Origin of the sequence: Pedobacter sp. GSP4 (assembly GCF_051857575.1) — a bacterium.
In the GTDB taxonomy this organism is placed as follows: domain Bacteria; phylum Bacteroidota; class Bacteroidia; order Sphingobacteriales; family Sphingobacteriaceae; genus Pedobacter.
On the sequence record NZ_JBPZIR010000001.1, the window covers coordinates 490240 to 507999 of the forward strand.

A 17760-nucleotide genomic window follows, 5' to 3' on the forward strand; every position below is an offset into this window, starting at 1 on the left:
AGCAGGGGTTGGCATTCCATCGGGTGCAGCAGTCCTGCTTTACATTTTATTCCGCTACCGATATAAAATCGGCACGAGTTACGCTTCATGCTCATTCCAATCAGGTTTAAAGGGCAAAGCTTGTGTTTCAAACTCAGACCCTCCCCCCTTGCCCCCTCCGAAGGGGACACCCCTTAAAGTTTTTTAGGCAATCAGCTAGTTGCTTTTAGCTTTGTTTTTTAACCTTTCGGCTTTTATGCTAGGTGCAAAGCTACCAACTGGTTCAAATCAGTATCGTTAATCCCCTGTTTGCTATCAGCTAAAACCAAAAACTGTTTGTAAACGATATCTAAGTGGTCTTTTTCCAAATTATGGCCTAAGCGCTCTAAATGGTGTTTTAAGGCATGGCGACCGCTTCTTGCTGTTAACACGATGGTGGCATCAGGGAAACCCACATCTTCAGGTTTAATGATTTCGTAGTTCTCGCGGTTTTTTAAGAAACCATCCTGGTGGATGCCCGAGCTATGCGAAAATGCGTTTCCGCCAACAATGGCTTTATTTGGCTGTACCGGCATATTCATCTGGTTTCTGACCATGTGGCTTATTTCGTAAAAACGGGTAGCATCTATCTGGGTGTTTAAGCCTAAAACTTTGTGCGTTTTCAAAATCATCACCACTTCTTCCATAGAGGTATTGCCTGCACGCTCGCCGATACCGTTAATGGTACATTCTACCTGGCGGGCACCGTTCTGTAAACCAGCAATAGAGTTTGCTGTAGCCAAGCCTAAATCGTTGTGGCAATGCACTGAGATAATGGCATTGTCGATATTTTTAACATTTTCTTTCAAGAAAAGGATTTTCGAACCATATTGGTCGGGAAGGCAATAGCCATTCGTATCTGGGATGTTAACCACCGTTGCACCAGCAGCAATTACAGCTTCAACCATTTTAGCTAAAAACTCAATATCTGCACGGCCAGCATCTTCGGCATAAAACTCTACATCCTCTACATATTTTTTGGCATATTTTACGGCTTCAACGGCACGTTCCAGAATATCTTCGCGCGTACTGTTAAATTTATGTTTGATGTGAAAATCAGAAGCACCTATTCCAGTATGGATACGTGGTCTTTTTGCATAACGCAAAGCATCTGCAGCCACATCGATATCGTTTTTGTTTGCACGGGTTAAAGCGCAGATAATCGGGTTGTTTACCGCTTTCGATAACTCGATAACGCTGTTAAAATCGCCAGGGCTAGATACCGGGAAACCAGCTTCAATCACATCAACACCTAAAAGTTCAAGTGATTTTGCGATTTCTACTTTTTGGTTTGTATCCAATTGGCAGCCTGGAACCTGCTCACCGTCACGTAATGTCGTGTCGAAAATATAAACTTTGTTCGGGTCGTGAATCATAATCTTAAGTTTAGGATGTGATTAATTTTTGGGATAAGAATTTTAATACCAATTTACCCATTTCGGCTGTGCCCAAAACTTTAAATCGGTTTGTGTTTTGATCGGCAATATCGTGTGTTCTAAAACCTTCTTTCAATACCTGATCGATGGTATCGACCAATAATTTGGCTTCTTCTTTTAATCCGAAACCAATTTCGAGCATTAAAGCTGCTGATAGGATAGAGGCTAGCGGATTAGCCAGATCTTTCCCGGCAATATCATGTGCCGAGCCGTGTATCGGTTCGAAGAAACCTGTACTTTCGCCAACTGATGCGGAAGCCAGCATACCCATTGACCCTGCAATCTGCGAAGCCTCGTCTGTTAAAATATCCCCAAACAAATTGGCGGTTAACACCACATCAAATTTCTTAGGGTTTTTGATCAACTGCATGGCTGCATTATCGATAAACATGTGCTCGGTTTCTACGTCCGGATATTGTTTTGCAATTTCCTGAACGGTTTCGCGCCACAAGCGCGAGCTTTCCAAAACGTTTGCCTTATCTACCGAACATAATCTTTTGTTACGCTGTTGTGCAGCCTGGTAAGCTTTGTGGGCAATACGCTCCACCTCATAACGGTGATAGATCATTAAATCGGAAGCTGTATTACGGTCTTCTGAACGCGTTTTCTCGCCAAAATAAACATCACCAGTTAATTCACGGAAGAATAAAATATCGGTTCCCCTTAAAATTTCTGGTTTAATGCTCGAAGCCTGAAGAAGTTCGTCGAATAGTAATATTGGGCGGAGGTTGGCAAATAAACCGAGCTCTTTACGGATTTTTAATAAACCTTGCTCTGGTCTAACTTTTAAACTTGGATCGTTATCGTATTTGGCATGACCAATGGCTCCAAAGAGGATGGCGTCGCTTTGTCTTGCTTTTTCCAAGGTTTCATCTGGCAGTGGCTCGCCGGTAACTTCTATGGCCGCATGGCCCATTAAAGCCTCTTCAAATACAAATTCATGGCCAAAAATTTCGCCAATTTTTTCTAATGCTGCTTTTCCCCAAGTGGTAACTTCGGGTCCAATACCATCTCCAGGTATTACTAAAATGTTCTTCTTCATTGTTGACTCCTCTTTTGCCGGTGCTGTTTTTGCCACAGATGATCACAGATAAACACAGATTGATCTCTGCCATGGTTTGTGTCTTTAACAAACCATTGGGTTTTTATCTGTGTCCATCTTTTTTATCTGTGGTAATTATGCATCAGCTTAATATTTCTGTGTTTAACCTTTCGACGACTTTTACTTCGCCTTTTTCTAACAATATTCTTTTTTCAATGCAGGTTGGCAGCTGCGATTCAAAATGGCCAACGTAAATTAAAGTCATTCCATTGCTGCACAGTTCATCAACCAGTTGGTTAAAATGCTGTGTTTGCTGCTGGTCTAAACCTTGACAAGGCTCATCCAGAATTAACAATTCCGGATTTTTTATAATGGTGCGCGCCAACAGTACCAACCGTTGTTTGCCCAGTGGGAGTGCGCTTAACAGTTCATTTTTGTTTTCGGTTAAGCCAAAGTAGGCTACCAATTCATCAACCTGAGTACTTTTGGTGTACGGCAATTGCTGAAATAAGCCTACGGTATCATAAAATCCTGAGGCAATGCTCTGCCAAACGGTTGCTGTAGCATCGAAATACCAGTGAAATTCTGGCGATATTAAACCAATGTGCTGCTTAATATCCCAAATGCTTTCGCCGGTACCGCGCCTGTTGCCGAACAGATAAAGTTCGTTGGCATAGGATTGTGGATGATCACCGTTTACCAAGCTCAGCAGGGTAGATTTCCCAGAACCATTGTGGCCTTGTAAAAGCCATTTTTCTCCTGCTTTAACTTCCCAGTTGATGTTTTTTAAAACCTGTTTTTCGCCATAACTGATGTTTACATTAACCATTTTAACAATGTTTGTTGAGCTGTAAACAGGCGATTGTTTTAAGAAAGCAGGAATCTCCCTGAAATTGCTTTCGGTAATGGCAGGAGTTTCCAAGGCATCTACTTCAACCAGATGACCGTCTTTAATTTCGGCAAATGATGTAATGCATGTGGGCAGTTCCGTATCATTGCTGATCAAGATCAATTGCACACCTTCATTGGCAATTTTATCCAGTAAAATATTTAAGTTTTTGCGCGATGCGGCATCTAAACCGGTATAAGGCTGATCGATGATCAACAATTGTGGTTTTAACCATAACGCTTTAACCAGTTGAAGCTTTTTGTGTTCGCCGCTTGATAATTCAATCAATTGTGAACTGGCAAATGTAGCAAAGCCCAAAGCTTCTAAAATAGGTTCAACCCGATCGAAATGAAGTTCTTTTTCTTTGCCATAAGCAACCAGTTCTGCGTGAACGGTTAAAGTTTCTTTGGCCTGCTGGCTGGTATAGCGTTGTTGGTAGTAAAAATTAGCAACGCCTTCCAAATTTTTAAATTGGTACCAGCTTTCTACAAATAAGGTTTCGGCCGGTAATTGACTTGTATGATCGAAGTTAATGTTGATATCTCCCGAAGCACTTTGTAAGCCAGCTATCATTTTGGCTAATGAAGTTTTTCCGCTTCCACTGATTCCGCCCAATACCCAGTTTTCTCCGCGATTGGTAAGCCAATTCAAATCCCTTAGCACAGCTTTTTGCTGAAACTTTAGGTTTAAATTTTGAATGCTGACGAAACTTTCTTTCATATTTCCTGCGGCTTGATTACCCAGATTAGGGGATTACACCGATTTTTTATCTTTGGTATTTTTGCCTTAGTCTTTTAGCTATACTCTGGCTTGTTCAAATTCTTCGATTAATTTTGTTTGTGCCAGGATGAAATCGATATCATCATAACCATTGATCAGGCACGATTTTTTATAGGCATTGATCTCAAAAGATTCTTGTGCTCCTGTTTCTACGATGGTAACGGTTTGGTTTTCCAAGTCAACTTCTAATGCTGATTTTGGATTCTGCTCAACCGCTTTGAAAATCTCCGCCAAGAACTCATCGCTTACCTGGATAGGCAACAAACCATTGTTGAGTGCATTTCCTTTAAAGATATCGGCAAAGAAGCTGCTGATTACAGCATCAAAGCCAGCATCTTGAATGGCCCAAGCAGCATGCTCGCGGCTACTGCCACAACCAAAATTTTTGCCTGCAACTAAAACCTGACCGCTGTAGGTTGGGTTATTCATCACGAAATCGGCTTTGGGCTGATTATCGTTTTCATAGCGCCAATCGCGGAATAGATTTTCGCCAAAACCCTCGCGGGTAGTTGCTTTCAAAAACCTCGCAGGAATAATCTGGTCGGTATCGATGTTTTCTATATTTAAAGGCACTACTGCCGATGTTAATTTTGTGAATTTTTTCATGTCAATTAGTATCAAGTAGGGAATAATAAGTATCAAAACTTATATTCAACTTTTTATCTTTTATCTTAGGCCTTTTGCTTGATCGTGGTAACTTTATATTTTACCCTCCACCTTAAGCCTTAAACCTTATACCTTAGTAAAGTGTTCCACTGTTGGAAAAGGATCATAAAAATGGTGCAATAACTTTTTCCAGTCCTGGTATGCCGCCGATCCTCTGAAACCTTCGGTATGTGCCTCCAGCGTTTCCCAATTTACCAGCAGTACATATTTGTTTTCTACTTCCAAGCATTTTTGAAGCTGATGCGAAATGTAACCCTCCATTGAAGAGATGATTTTTTGTGCTTCGTTAAAAGCTTTTTCAAAATCAGCCGATAATCCGGCTTTAACATTTAATATGGCAACTTCTAGAACCCCCAACCCCCTTGAGGGGGCTTTTGATTGCGTGCTAATAGTATTATTATTCATCGTACTAAAGTCCCCTTTAGGGGTTAACCTTCTCCAAAAGATCCCTTACATCGGTAATTTTCCCGGTTACTGCTGCTGCTGCTGCGGTAAGTGGGCTTGCCAATAAGGTACGTGCATTTTGCCCCTGTCTTCCTTCAAAGTTTCTGTTCGATGTAGATACACAATATTTACCTGCAGGAATTTTATCTTCGTTCATTCCTAAACAGGCACTACAGCCCGGTTCGCGCAACTGGAAACCAGCGGCTTCGAAAATTTTATCCAAACCTTCGTTTTTAGCCTGCTGCTCTACCTGTTTCGATCCTGGAACAATCCAAACCGTAACATTATCGGCTTTGCGTTTATCTTTAACAAAATCGGCCACTTCACGTAAATCTTCAATACGGGAGTTGGTACAGCTTCCGATGAAAACATAATCAATCGGTTTTCCGATTAGCGATGCATCATCATCAAAGCCCATATAATCTAAAGCTTTTTTGTACGATACTTTTTCAGTTTCTGGTTGTGCAACTGTAGCCGGGATATGTTCCTGTATACCCATGCCCATACCTGGGTTGGTACCATAGGTAATCATTGGCGCAATGTCTGTAGCATCAAAAGTTAAAACACTATCAAATTTTGCATCAGCATCGCTATACAATGTTTTCCAGTAAGCCAAAGCTTTATCCCATTCTTCGCCGGCAGGAGCAAACTCTCTTCCTTTTATGTAATCGAATGTGGTTTGATCTGGGGCAATTAATCCACCGCGTGCACCCATTTCGATGCTCATGTTACAGATGGTCATACGGGCTTCCATACTTAAAGCCTCGATTGCAGAACCTGCATATTCAATAAAATAACCTGTACCGCCAGCGGCAGAGATTTTGGCAATAATGTATAAGATAATGTCTTTTGCACCAACACCTTTCCCAAGTTCGCCATTAACTTCAATTTTCATGGTTTTCGGTTTCGATTGCAATAAACATTGCGTGGCGAAAACCTGCTCCACCTGTGAAGTACCGATACCAAATGCAATGGCACCAAAAGCACCATGGGTAGAAGTATGGCTATCGCCGCAAACCATTGTCTTACCTGGTAGGGTAATGCCCAGCTCGGGGCCGATAACGTGAACAATTCCTTGAAATGGATGGCCTAAACCATACAGCTCTACGCCGAATTCTGCACAGTTTTTGGTAAGCATATCTACCTGATAGCGCGAAAGTTCTTCTTTAATCGGCAACAACTGGTTTAACGTAGGTACGTTATGATCGGCAGTTGCTACGGTTTGTTTAGGACGGAAAACAGGTAAACCTCTTTTGCGCAGGCCATCAAATGCCTGTGGAGAAGTTACCTCGTGTATTAAGTGTGTATCAATGTATAAAATATCAGGAAATCCTTCTTCACTTTTTACAACGTGAGCATCCCAAATTTTTTCTACTAATGTTTTTGACATTTTAACCCCCGGCCCCCTAAAGGGGGAATTTAAGTTTGTAATTATTATTTTTATAAGACCTTCCAAAGTCCCCTTTCCTAAAGGAGAGGGGATTTAGGGGAGAGGTTATGCTGTTTTAATCGCCTTCATTGCAGTCATTGCCTTACGCAAAGTTGCCCCAATTTGTTCTACCTCGTGCGAGCGGATAGCCTCGTTAACATCAATTAACTGCCTGTTATCCACAGCACCATCTTTACCTTCGTTAAAGTTTTTACCAACAAGATCGGTATCTACTTTTTTCATGAAATCGCCTAAAAGTGGTTTACATGCCTGATCGAACAGGTAACAGCCGTACTCTGCAGTATCAGAAATTACACGGTTCATTTCGAACAGTTTTTTACGGGCAATGGTATTGGCAATAAGTGGCGTTTCGTGTAACGATTCGTAATAAGCAGACTCTGGTTTAATACCTGCCTGAACCATCGTTTCGAAAGCCAATTCAACACCTGCACGGACAAAAGCTACCATTAAAGTATAGTTGTCGAAATATTCCTGCTCACCGATTTTTACATCACCAGCTGGCGTTTTTTCAAATGCAGTTTCGCCGGTTTCAGCTCTCCATTTTAATAGGTTTTTATCGCCATTTGCCCAATCTTCCATCATGGTACGGCTAAATTCGCCACTCATGATATCATCTTGGTGTTTTTGGAACAATGGACGCATAATGTCTTTCAATTCTTCTGAGATTTCGAAAGCTTTGATTTTGGCCACATTGCTCAATCTATCCATCATTGCAGTAATACCGCCTTGTTTTAAGGCTTCGGTAATTACCTCAACTCCGTATTGAACCAATTTAGAAGCGTAACCGGCATCAATTCCTTTTTCTACCATTTTATCAAACGATAGGATAGAACCGGTCTGCAATAAACCACAAAGGATGGTTTGCTCGCCCATTAAATCAGATTTTACCTCAGCTACGAACGATGATTTTAAAACACCTGCCCTGTGACCGCCTGTACCTGCACAATAGGCTTTTGCCTGTGCCAATCCTTTACCTTGAGGATCGTTTTCAGGGTGAACAGCAATTAAGGTAGGTACACCAAAACCACGAACATATTCTGCCCTTACCTCACTACCCGGACATTTAGGCGCAACCATAATAACCGTTAAATCTTTACGGATCTGCATGCCTTCTTCTACGATATTGAAACCGTGAGAATATAATAAAGTAGCACCTTCTTTCATTAAAGGCATAATTGCATTTACTACTGCAGTGTGCTGTTTATCTGGAGTAAGGTTAATTACCACATCTGCATTTGGAATCAGCTCTTCGTAGGTACCAACTGTAAAATTGTTTTCAGTTGCATTTTTCCACGAATCGCGTTTGCCTTCAATTGCTTCCTTACGTAAAGTGTAGCTTACATCTAAACCACTATCTCTTAAATTTAAACCTTGGTTTAAGCCTTGAGCGCCGCAACCTACAATTACCAGTTTTTTGCCTTTTAATGCGCTAACGCCGTCTAAAAATTCAGAACTGTCCATGAAGTCGCAAACACCTAATTGGTTTAATTTTTCTCTAAGAGGTAATGTGTTAAAATAATTTGCCATTGTTTTTTATTGGTTAATTTCTAGTTTAATTATCGTTTTATATATTATTTTTTTCCTTCGGTATGATTTCACAGATTTATAGATTTCACTGATTTTTCTTTTATTCTTCAGGTGCTATATCCCTCATCCATTTTCCATCACACCTCTTCCATGTTACACGAATTTCTTCAGCGCATTTGCATAACCATAATGCACATTATCATGCCCAACGGTTGTAATCAGTATTTCTTCTATGCTGTTTAATTGTTTACCATAGGTTGCTGTTGTAAAAGGAGTGATGTTCGCAAATGCACCATTGGCATAATCATGTTTTATTTTTTCAATGCTCTCCATGGCTATCGCTTTCAATTCTGCAACTTCCTCAGCTGATACAGTATAAACAGGTTTGGTATCTTTTTTATAATAGTCGTTAAACTTTACCGAATCAGCATTTTGCAATACTCCGGTACGCACATAACAAAGTGTTTGCGTGCTCACTACGATGTGCCCAAAATTCCAGATGATGTTGTTGTTATAACCATCGGGGATTTTATTCAGCGCTTCGATGGTTAAGCTATCGATTAACTGGATAAATGCTTTTCGTGAGTTTATGATAAATTCAAATACTTCGTTCATGTAGTTTTCTATCTTAATTTGTGTTTTAGTTTTGGTCTTCAGTTTTTGAGCTTTCGGCCTCACTTAACACTTCATTAAAGGTAATCTTGTTAAAAAATGGATCGTTTACGGTTACGGCCCAGGTTCCATAAAAAGTTTTCTCCAAACCCGGTCGGTTATATTTGTACTTCTTATCGATGAGTTCTTTATGAAATGCTTTTAAGCCTGTACAATCGATATGGACATGTGCGCCCGGCGAACTGTCGCCATGATGCTCGCTCAAATGCAGTTCGATACCGTTTAACGAAACCTGCATGTAAACCGGGGTATTTTCTTCAAAAGTATGTTCCCAGTCTATTTTAAAACCCAACCAGTTTACATAAAACTCAACTGCTTTATCGTAATCGAATATTCTTAAAATCGGTATGGTTTTATTGCATTTCATATTTTGTTTTTTTACCGCAGAGGGCGCTAAAGTTTTCGCAAAGTTCGCTGAGCATTATGCTTTTACCTTCAACCTTCCACCCTCTACCTTTTACCTTACATAGTGAAGATCTTCCCGCCTTTTTCTAAAAACTCGTTTTCCACTAATTCTTCTCCTGGTTCGAAAGCCTCAAATTCTTTAAGTTTTTCATGAAAACCAGCGCTATCTTTAATAATGGCTACACGTGCCGAACGGACAAACTCAATCAGTTCGTAAGGTTCTAAGGCTTTTACCAGGGCATCGGTTTCTTCTCTATGACCAGTAACTGCAAAAACAGTGTAATCTTTGCGGATTACTACCGCGCTAGCGCCAAATTGTCTTAATAACCGCTCTACAGTTACTTTTTCGGCAATCTCATCTGTAGAAACCTTGTAAAGTGCCAATTCTTGCCAAATGATTTCTTCGTTGGTGTTAAAATAAACTTTAAGTACTTCAATCTGTTTTTCAATCTGGCGGGCAAGCTTCCTTACCACTTCATAACCTTCGTGGATTACGATATTAAAACGGTGGATACCATCAATTTCTGATGGAGAGGTGTTCAAGCTTTCGATATTGATCTTCCTTTTGGAGAAAATGATCGCAATCCTGTTTAACAAACCGATACGGTTTTCGGCATAAACCGTGATGGTATATTCCTGCTTTCCGTCTAAATCGGCCTTATCTATTTTATGTTGTATTGTGTTTTCAGTACTCATGATAATTCTTTTGACAATAATTCGTTTTGGATTGACTTTCTATCGCTTTAGGATTGCTTCGTGCCTCGCAATGACGATTTTGGCTATCGGATTTTAACCTTAAACCTTCCGCCTTCCTACCTTCAACCTTATTTCAATCTGATTTCGCTTACACTCATTCCTTGTGGAACCATTGGGAAAACGTTGTTTTCTCTTCCAACCATAACCTCTAATAAGTAAGAGCCTTCGTGGTTGATCATGGTTTCTAAAGCCTGTCGTAAGTTGGCGCGTTCATCAACTTTGCTGGCTTCGATATAGTAAGATTTAGCCAGGGCTACAAAATCAGGGCTGGTGATATTGACGAAAGAATAGCGTTTATCGTGAAATAACTGTTGCCATTGGCGAACCATGCCTAAAAAGCGGTTGTTTAAAATCAGGATTTTAACGGCGGCACCAAACTGCATAATGGTACCTAGCTCTTGCGGGGTCATTTGGAAACCGCCATCACCAATAATGGCGATAACCGTTTTATCAGGAGCGCCATATTTAGCCCCAATAGCAGCCGGTAAACCAAAGCCCATGGTACCTAAACCACCAGAAGTAATGTTACTGCGGGTATTGTTAAATTTAGCGTAACGGCAAGCTACCATTTGGTGCTGACCAACATCGGTAACTATTACAGCATCGCCGCCACAAATTTCATTAATGTTGCGCAATACTTCGCCCATGGTCATTTCATCACCCGTTGGGTAAAGTTCAGGCGTAATAACCTGGTCTATTTCCTGTTGATTGTAATCTCTGAACTTAGCTAACCAATCTTCGTGTTTATTTTCGTTAACCAAATTGGTTAATAGGGGTAGAGTTTCTTTACAGTCGCCCCAAACACCCACTTCGGCCTTAACATTTTTATCTATTTCGGCTGGATCGATATCTAAGTGAACCACTTTTGCCTGTTTTGCATATTTATCTAAACGGCCGGTTACACGGTCATCAAAACGCATACCGATGGCAATAATTACATCGGCTTCATTGGTCAATACATTTGGTCCGTAATTACCATGCATACCCAACATACCAACGTTTAAAGAGTGTGACGTCGGAATAGCGCCTTCGCCCATAATGGTCCATGCGGCAGGAATTCCGGCTTTATCAATGAAAGCTTTAAACTCTTCTTCGGCTTTACCTAAAACTACACCTTGACCAAATAAAACAAATGGCTTTTTAGCTGAGTTGATTAATGCTGCTGCCTGTTCAATATACTCTACCCTAACTTTTGGTTTTGGGCGGTAACTGCGGATGTGGTTACATTTTATATACTCGGGAAACTCCTCTAACTGTAACTGTGCATTCTTGGTAATATCAATTAATACGGGGCCCGGCCTGCCACTTTTTGCAATGTAAAAAGCTTTGGCCAGTACCTCTTGGATTTCTTTTGCATCGGTAACCTGATAGTTCCATTTGGTAACTGGGGTGGTAATGTTAATTACATCCGTTTCCTGAAAGGCATCGGTACCTAATAAGTGTGCGAAAACCTGTCCGGTAATACAAACTAAAGGTGTACTATCTATCTGTGCATCGGCTAAACCGGTAACCAGGTTGGTTGCGCCCGGTCCGCTGGTTGCGAAAACTACACCAACTTCGCCACTGGCTCTTGCGAAACCTTGAGCGGCGTGGATACCACCTTGTTCATGGCGGACTAATATATGTTCTAATTTATCGGCATAATCGTAAAGGGCATCATAAATAGGCATGATTGCTCCACCCGGATAACCAAAGATTGTGGTTACACCTTCTTCAATTAATCCATTCAACAAAACCTGCGAGCCTGTTCCTTTAAAGGTTTTTGAGGTTCCTGCTTTCGCCTCTGTTTGTTGTATTGTTTCTTGTGCAGTTTCCATAGTTATGTTTTTGCGGTTCTATTATTCTTTAATTTTAAACCCTATTCTTTCTCTGTCTTTCCACTTTATCTGAGCAATTTTCTCATCGATTAAATTTTCCATTGCATCATAAAGCTCGTTTAGCTGAATATCGTGTTCGCCAATGCGCTCTTTAATCTCTGTTAACTGTTCGTTAATGCTGCTTTGTTTGAGCAAAATTTTACGTACATCAACAAAAGCCCTCATAATGGCGATGTTCATATTAATGGCTTTATCGCTATTTAAAACACCGCTCAACATGGCTACACCTTGTTCTGTAAAGGCGTAGGGCAAATATTTGCTTGTCCTATTTTGTGGTATGTTACCCATCATCACAATTTGTGATGATGGATTTTTAACTTGGGATGCAGTCACAATTTGCGACTGCATCTCTTGCCACTCTACAGGTGTAAGCTGAAACATAAAATCATCCGGAAAACGTTTGATGTTGCGCTTTACGGCTTGATTTAATACTCTTGTTTCAACTTCATAAAGTGATGCCAGATCGAAATCGAGCATTACTCTTTGTCCCCTGATTTCATAAATCCTATGCTGAATACTTTTAATTATTTGCATAAACTGTTTTTAAATAATCAATTAATCTAGGGGATGATTTTTTGATCTTAATACTCGTCGGTTACGCAACCATTCGCTGCATCCGATACTGTTTTAGCATATTTATATAAAACACCTTTTGTTACTTTTAATGCAGGTTGAACATAGTTCTTTCTGCGTTCGGCAATTACTTCTTCGCTTACTTGTAAACTGATGATATTATTCACAGCGTCGATTAAAATCGGATCTTCATCCTCAACAAGGCCAATTAAACCACCTTTGTATGATTCAGGAGTAATGTGTCCAACTACAAAACCATGTGTACCACCAGAGAAACGTCCATCGGTAATTAAAGCAACCGATTTACCTAAACCGGCACCGATAATGGCTGAAGTTGGTTTTAACATTTCGGGCATACCCGGGGCACCAACCGGACCAGCGTTTTTAATTACGATAACATCACCAGGTTTTACGCGCCCGCTGGAGATACCGGCAATTAAATCGTGCTCGCCATCAAATACACGGGCAGGACCTTCAAATTTCTCGCCTTCTTTTCCACTGATTTTAGCAACAGAACCTTTTTCGGCCAAGTTGCCGTAAAGAATCTGTAGGTGGCCTGTAGCTTTAATCGGCTCGCTTAGTTTTTGAACAATTTTCTGATCGTAATCCATGATTGATTTTACATCAGCAAGGTTTTCAGCTATTGTTTTTCCGGTTACGGTTAAACAATCGCCATGTAGCAAACCTTCGTTCAATAAATATTTTAGTACTGCTGGTATACCGCCATATTGGTGCAGATCCTGCATCAGGTATTTACCACTTGGTTTAAAATCGGCCAAAACTGGTGTTTCATCACTCATGCGCTGAAAATCATCCTGGGTAATTTCTACACCAATAGCTTTACCCATAGCGATAAAGTGCAATACTGCATTTGTACTTCCACCTAAAATAATGATAGAACGGATTGCGTTTTCGAAAGCCTTTCTGGTCATGATATCAGATGGTTTGATATCTTTTTCTAATAAGATCCTGATGTATTTACCAGCATCTAAACATTCTTGTTTTTTTTCTTCACTAACCGCCGGATTTGAAGAAGAATAAGGTAAACTCATACCCAAAGCTTCAATTGCCGAAGCCATTGTGTTGGCCGTGTACATCCCGCCGCAGGCTCCTGCACCTGGACAGGTATGTTTAATGATACCCTGATAATCTTCTTCAGAAAGATTGCCGCAGATTTTTTGCCCTAAGGCTTCGAAAGCCGAAACAATATTCAGTTCTTCGCCTTTATAGTGGCCTGGGGCAATTGTACCGCCGTAAACCATAATTGATGGACGGTTTAAACGCGCCATTGCCATAATGGCTCCCGGCATATTTTTATCGCAGCCCGGTATCGAGATAATCCCGTCGTAATATTGACCACCACAGATGGTTTCGATGCTATCGGCAATTACATCGCGGCTTACCAATGAGTAACGCATACCATCGGTACCATTGCTCATGCCATCACTTACACCAATGGTATTAAAAACCAAGCCCACTAAATCATTGTTCCAGACCCCTTTTTTGACATCTTTTGCCAAATCGTTCAGATGCATATTGCAGGTGTTACCATCGTAACCCATGCTTGCAATACCGACCTGTGCCTTAGCCATATCTGCATCGGTTAAACCGATTCCATAAAGCATAGCTTGTGCTGCTGGTTGTGTTGGGTCTTGTGTAAATGTTTTACTGTACTTGTTTAATTCGCTCATTGTTTAAAATGTATATTCTGGTTCTGTTAGTTGTATAATTTTGAGGCAAAAAAAAACCGCCTCGTTTCGGAGGCGGTTTCGATAGGGTATATTTTTTATATTATACGCAACGATTTCCACCTCCCTGTTGAGAAATGACAATAATTAGGTTGCTAATAATGTTTGTGTTTATATTCATGCTGATGAACCACAAACATACTAACTTATTAAAAAATGCAAAGAACTATTTTATATTATTTCTCTATTTTTTTACTCCGATTACAATCCCTGTTGCCCAAACCTGTTTGGTAAGGTGCAGGTCATCGCGCGATTCTAAATCTTTGATCAACTTCACGGCCTTTTCCTGATGTCCTTCAGGCCAGTTTTGTTGAGGCAACATATCATCGATGATATAAAGGCCTCCCTTGTTTAGCATGGCAATTGCTTCATCTAAAAGCAAATACTTTCCGTGCCAGGTATCGGCAAATATGTAATCAAATTTCTTTTCCTTATTTTTTTCAATCCATTCAGCACCATCTGTCGAAACCAGGTTCAAGCGGCTATCGTCTCCTAAATATTTTTTGGCGATGTTCAGAAACAGGTTGTCGTTATCAATAGAAGTCAATGTCGAATCCTGATCAATTCCATCCAATATCCAGGCAGTTGATAATCCCGTACCTGTTCCCAGTTCTAAAAAATTGCCCGAAGGTTTGGAACTGGCCAAAGTTTTTAACAACGAACAGGTCAGCACGTCAGAAGCCATATCAAAGCCCGAAGCCTTTGTGGCCTCGTTAATTTGCTGATAAGCTTTTGGGTATTGCTGGTTAATTTCCTGGTTCATTGGTGCTTTTTTCTATAATGGGTAAATTGCTTTCTGATGGAACTACTACCTATATAATTACCTCGTAATTGATTTTTTCCAATACTAGGTTTTTATAAGCGCGCTGTATGGTATAACCGATAGATTCTCTCCACAACGGGCGGTAAACAATATCATCAATTGAAGCAATACCTGCTATTTCAGTTGCTGTGCCGCACAAGAAAGCGCTATCTGCTTGCTTTAAATCTTCTATGGTTAATTTCTTCTCCGTGCACTCTATATCCAAAACAGTACAAAGTTCTTTTACCGTTGCACGTGTAATGCCCGGTAAAATATTCCCTAACGATGGCGTATACAACTTCCCATCTTTTTCTAAGAAAATGTTTGCACCCGATGCCTCAGCTACGAAACCATGCATATCTAAAAGCAAAGCTTCATCGTAGCCCTTAATATTTGCTGCAGTGGTAGCTAAAATTGAATTTACGTAGTTTCCGCTCAATTTTGCTTCCATCGGAGTTGATTTAGGGTTTGGCCTTTCGTAATCAGAAACCGTTAACTTTAACAGTTTATTGCCCGAATACGCATCCCATTCCCATGCACAGATTAAGATCGAAACACCACTAGGTTCATTTAATTTCATGTTTGGGTGGCAGAATACCAGCGGACGGATGTAGGCATCTTTCAGCTTGTTTAACTGAAGCAATTTATATGTGGCTGCTATAAGTTCCTGTTTATCCCAGGGGAAAGGAATATTTGCCAATTGGCAAGAACGCTCCAAGCGGTCGAAATGTGCAGCCGCTTTGAAAATACGGTTGCCATTATGTGTTTTATAAGCCCTAATACCCTCGAAAGCGGCATAACCGTAATGTAGAGACTGGCCATAAAGATCAGTGCTGCTATTAACAGCTTTTTCAAAAGCTCCATCAAGATAGATAATCGTATTAGAATTATAGTATTTCATCTGTTTATTTTTATTGTTTTTTCATCAGTCAGATGGAGCTTACCATGATTAAATAAGCATTCCATTTGTTGTTTTGGCTTTTTAATCATGAACGGTTCATAATACTGTGTTTTGTTATTTAAAAAAAGCGTCCCGTTTGTATCGGGACGCTTTAGGTATATTTAGTTTTTTCAAATCTATTTATAAGCAGCCCGTTTTCTTTCCTAATAAAATGTTTAGGAGCAGGAGGTTAAGTAAAATGACTGGTAACAACACAACATAACCGCTTGCATGAGCAATGGTAGTGATGTAAAGTGTGTCGTTCTGAGTGGTCATTATTATCTTATTGTTTATAAAAACCAATTTAGTTTTTGGTTCATTAATATGCAAGAGAAATCAGAAAAAAGTTAAATCGGAATATTATTCTTATAATAAGACTGTATTCGGAATATTATTCTTAATTGGTGTTGGATTAGTGATTTAATGCCGACGGCTGTAGACCAAATATCAAAACGGTATACGGTATGTTTGTTATGCTTGCATTATAAATTTTCTGTTTTTCTGCCTAAAATGGGTTAAGGCCTCTTGAAAATTGAAAATTTTGGTGGTCTGTAAGGCCAAAAAGCTGTGGGAAAAATGGATTATCGGCTGGGGAATTCTGGGTGTTGGTAGTGCATCATCTTCATGCCGTAATACCACCTATCCTTCAGGTTTAAAAGTTGACCTTCAAATTCATAGCCGGGCATTAACCGCGAAAAGAAATTCTCCTTTCTCAGTAACTTCTCCAGCTTGGCCAACGATGCGGGACTTAGTTTTTGGTAATAAGGTTCGATCAGTTGCTGCTCTTTTAACAATAGTACGCCGTCCCATGTCTCGGCTGCTTTTTCTTTTAAGGGTTTGGCGGTGTAAAGCGATTTCAGCTCTTTCCAAATATCGTTAAATATAATCTCGTTTCCATCTATAACAAAAATGCGGATCTCGCTGTTGGTAATGCCACATAGGGAGGCTGCATTGGTTAGGAGTTTTTCGAGTTTTTTTGTGGTAATTGCCGCTGCATAACCCCATTTTGTTTCGAAGCCCAAAGAATCGGTCCGGTGCTGAAACCATACGTAAAAATCGGAGCGCTCGGCAATACTGGTATATTCTTGATAGCCTTTGTCTTTTTTGATGTTTACTTCATTCGCCCTGTTCCAAACGGGGGTGTTTTTTTGCCGGTCTGTTTTTAACCAATTGCCATCTTTTCCATCGATAATGGCCGCGGGGAAAATTTTTAAATAAGCTGCTGCAGAGGTAAACTCTTTGGCTTCAATTTTATTTAAAGCAAAGATTGTTAGGAAAGAAATTAGCAGGCTTTTTCTGAAGAACATTTTATTGCACCTTTATACATACTGTTTCGGTAGCAGTGTTTGCGTATATAAGATACGATAATAATGGCCAGGCGGTTGCCATAAAACAAAAAAAAGTCCCGATAAATCGGGACTTTTCAAATGAGTTAACTTATTTTAAGCAATGCCTTCTGCCAAAACAACAATTTTATTGTGAATGGCTTCCACTACACCGCCTTTAATAAAAAAGCGTTGCTCATCGGCTTTGTTTGCTTTTATAATAACTTCTCCATCTTCTAAAGTAGAGATGATAGCGGCGTGGTCTTTTAAAATTTGAAAAGAACCTAAAGTGCCAGGAACCGTAACTGCTGTTACTTCACCTTCGAAAACTTTTTTATCTGGAGTTAATATTTCTAAATTCATTTTTTTTTAGTTTGGCGTAGAGCGTAGAGCGCGGGGCGTTTAAAACG

The 17760-nt window shown here is 40.2% G+C and carries 17 protein-coding genes; all 17 read right to left on the bottom strand.

Going from position 1 to position 17760, the window contains the following annotated elements; genetic code table 11:
- Positions 1–233: 233 nt before the first annotated feature.
- Positions 234–1394 carry a 2-isopropylmalate synthase gene (locus ACS5PU_RS01980; RefSeq protein WP_439457586.1) on the bottom strand — a complete coding sequence of 387 codons (1161 nt, stop codon included), beginning with the start codon at positions 1392–1394 and terminating at the stop codon, positions 234–236.
- Positions 1395–1404: 10 nt separating this feature from the next.
- Positions 1405–2496: a 3-isopropylmalate dehydrogenase gene (leuB, locus tag ACS5PU_RS01985; RefSeq protein ID WP_439457587.1), complete on the bottom strand. Its 1092-nt coding sequence runs from the start codon at positions 2494–2496 to the stop codon at positions 1405–1407.
- Positions 2497–2638: 142 nt separating this feature from the next.
- Positions 2639–4105: an ATP-binding cassette domain-containing protein gene (locus tag ACS5PU_RS01990; protein WP_439457588.1), complete on the bottom strand. Its 1467-nt coding sequence runs from the start codon at positions 4103–4105 to the stop codon at positions 2639–2641.
- 78 nt (positions 4106–4183) lie between these two features.
- Positions 4184–4771 carry a 3-isopropylmalate dehydratase small subunit gene (gene leuD / locus ACS5PU_RS01995; RefSeq protein ID WP_439457589.1) on the bottom strand — a complete coding sequence of 196 codons (588 nt, stop codon included), beginning with the start codon at positions 4769–4771 and terminating at the stop codon, positions 4184–4186.
- A 126-nt stretch (positions 4772–4897) separates the two neighbouring features.
- Positions 4898–5236, bottom strand: a complete 339-nt coding sequence (locus tag ACS5PU_RS02000; RefSeq protein WP_439457590.1) for an antibiotic biosynthesis monooxygenase family protein — start codon at positions 5234–5236, stop codon at positions 4898–4900.
- Between the two features lie 16 nt (positions 5237–5252).
- Entirely contained in the window at positions 5253–6665 is a 1413-nt protein-coding gene (leuC, locus tag ACS5PU_RS02005; RefSeq protein WP_439457591.1) for a 3-isopropylmalate dehydratase large subunit, read from the bottom strand.
- Between the two features lie 105 nt (positions 6666–6770).
- A complete protein-coding gene (ilvC, locus tag ACS5PU_RS02010; RefSeq protein ID WP_439457592.1) occupies positions 6771–8252 on the bottom strand; it encodes a ketol-acid reductoisomerase in 1482 nt (493 codons plus the stop codon).
- A gap of 153 nt (positions 8253–8405) precedes the next feature.
- On the bottom strand, positions 8406–8867 hold the full coding sequence (locus ACS5PU_RS02015; protein ID WP_439457593.1) for a DinB family protein: 462 nt from the start codon (positions 8865–8867) through the stop codon (positions 8406–8408).
- 25 nt (positions 8868–8892) lie between these two features.
- Complete coding sequence (locus ACS5PU_RS02020; protein ID WP_439457594.1) at positions 8893–9291, bottom strand: glyoxalase superfamily protein; 399 nt, start codon at positions 9289–9291, stop codon at positions 8893–8895.
- 95 nt (positions 9292–9386) lie between these two features.
- Positions 9387–10025 carry an acetolactate synthase small subunit gene (ilvN, locus tag ACS5PU_RS02025; RefSeq protein ID WP_439457595.1) on the bottom strand — a complete coding sequence of 213 codons (639 nt, stop codon included), beginning with the start codon at positions 10023–10025 and terminating at the stop codon, positions 9387–9389.
- Positions 10026–10153: 128 nt separating this feature from the next.
- On the bottom strand, positions 10154–11902 hold the full coding sequence (gene ilvB / locus ACS5PU_RS02030) for a biosynthetic-type acetolactate synthase large subunit (protein WP_439457596.1): 1749 nt from the start codon (positions 11900–11902) through the stop codon (positions 10154–10156).
- Positions 11903–11923: 21 nt separating this feature from the next.
- The gene (locus ACS5PU_RS02035) at positions 11924–12496 is read right to left on the bottom strand and encodes an ORF6N domain-containing protein (protein WP_439457597.1); all 573 of its coding nucleotides are present in this window, start codon (positions 12494–12496) and stop codon (positions 11924–11926) included.
- Positions 12497–12543: 47 nt separating this feature from the next.
- A complete protein-coding gene (ilvD, locus tag ACS5PU_RS02040; protein ID WP_439457598.1) occupies positions 12544–14226 on the bottom strand; it encodes a dihydroxy-acid dehydratase in 1683 nt (560 codons plus the stop codon).
- A gap of 241 nt (positions 14227–14467) precedes the next feature.
- Complete coding sequence (locus ACS5PU_RS02045; protein WP_439457599.1) at positions 14468–15046, bottom strand: O-methyltransferase; 579 nt, start codon at positions 15044–15046, stop codon at positions 14468–14470.
- A gap of 49 nt (positions 15047–15095) precedes the next feature.
- A complete protein-coding gene (gene ilvE, locus ACS5PU_RS02050) occupies positions 15096–15986 on the bottom strand; it encodes a branched-chain-amino-acid transaminase (RefSeq protein WP_439457600.1) in 891 nt (296 codons plus the stop codon).
- A gap of 620 nt (positions 15987–16606) precedes the next feature.
- Positions 16607–17332, bottom strand: coding sequence for a hypothetical protein (locus ACS5PU_RS02055; protein WP_439457601.1), 726 nt, complete (start codon positions 17330–17332; stop codon positions 16607–16609).
- Positions 17333–17467: 135 nt separating this feature from the next.
- Positions 17468–17713 (bottom strand): ATP synthase F1 subunit epsilon, encoded by a 246-nt coding sequence (gene atpC / locus ACS5PU_RS02060; protein ID WP_025145830.1) that lies wholly within the window; start codon positions 17711–17713, stop codon positions 17468–17470.
- Positions 17714–17760: the final 47 nt, after the last annotated feature.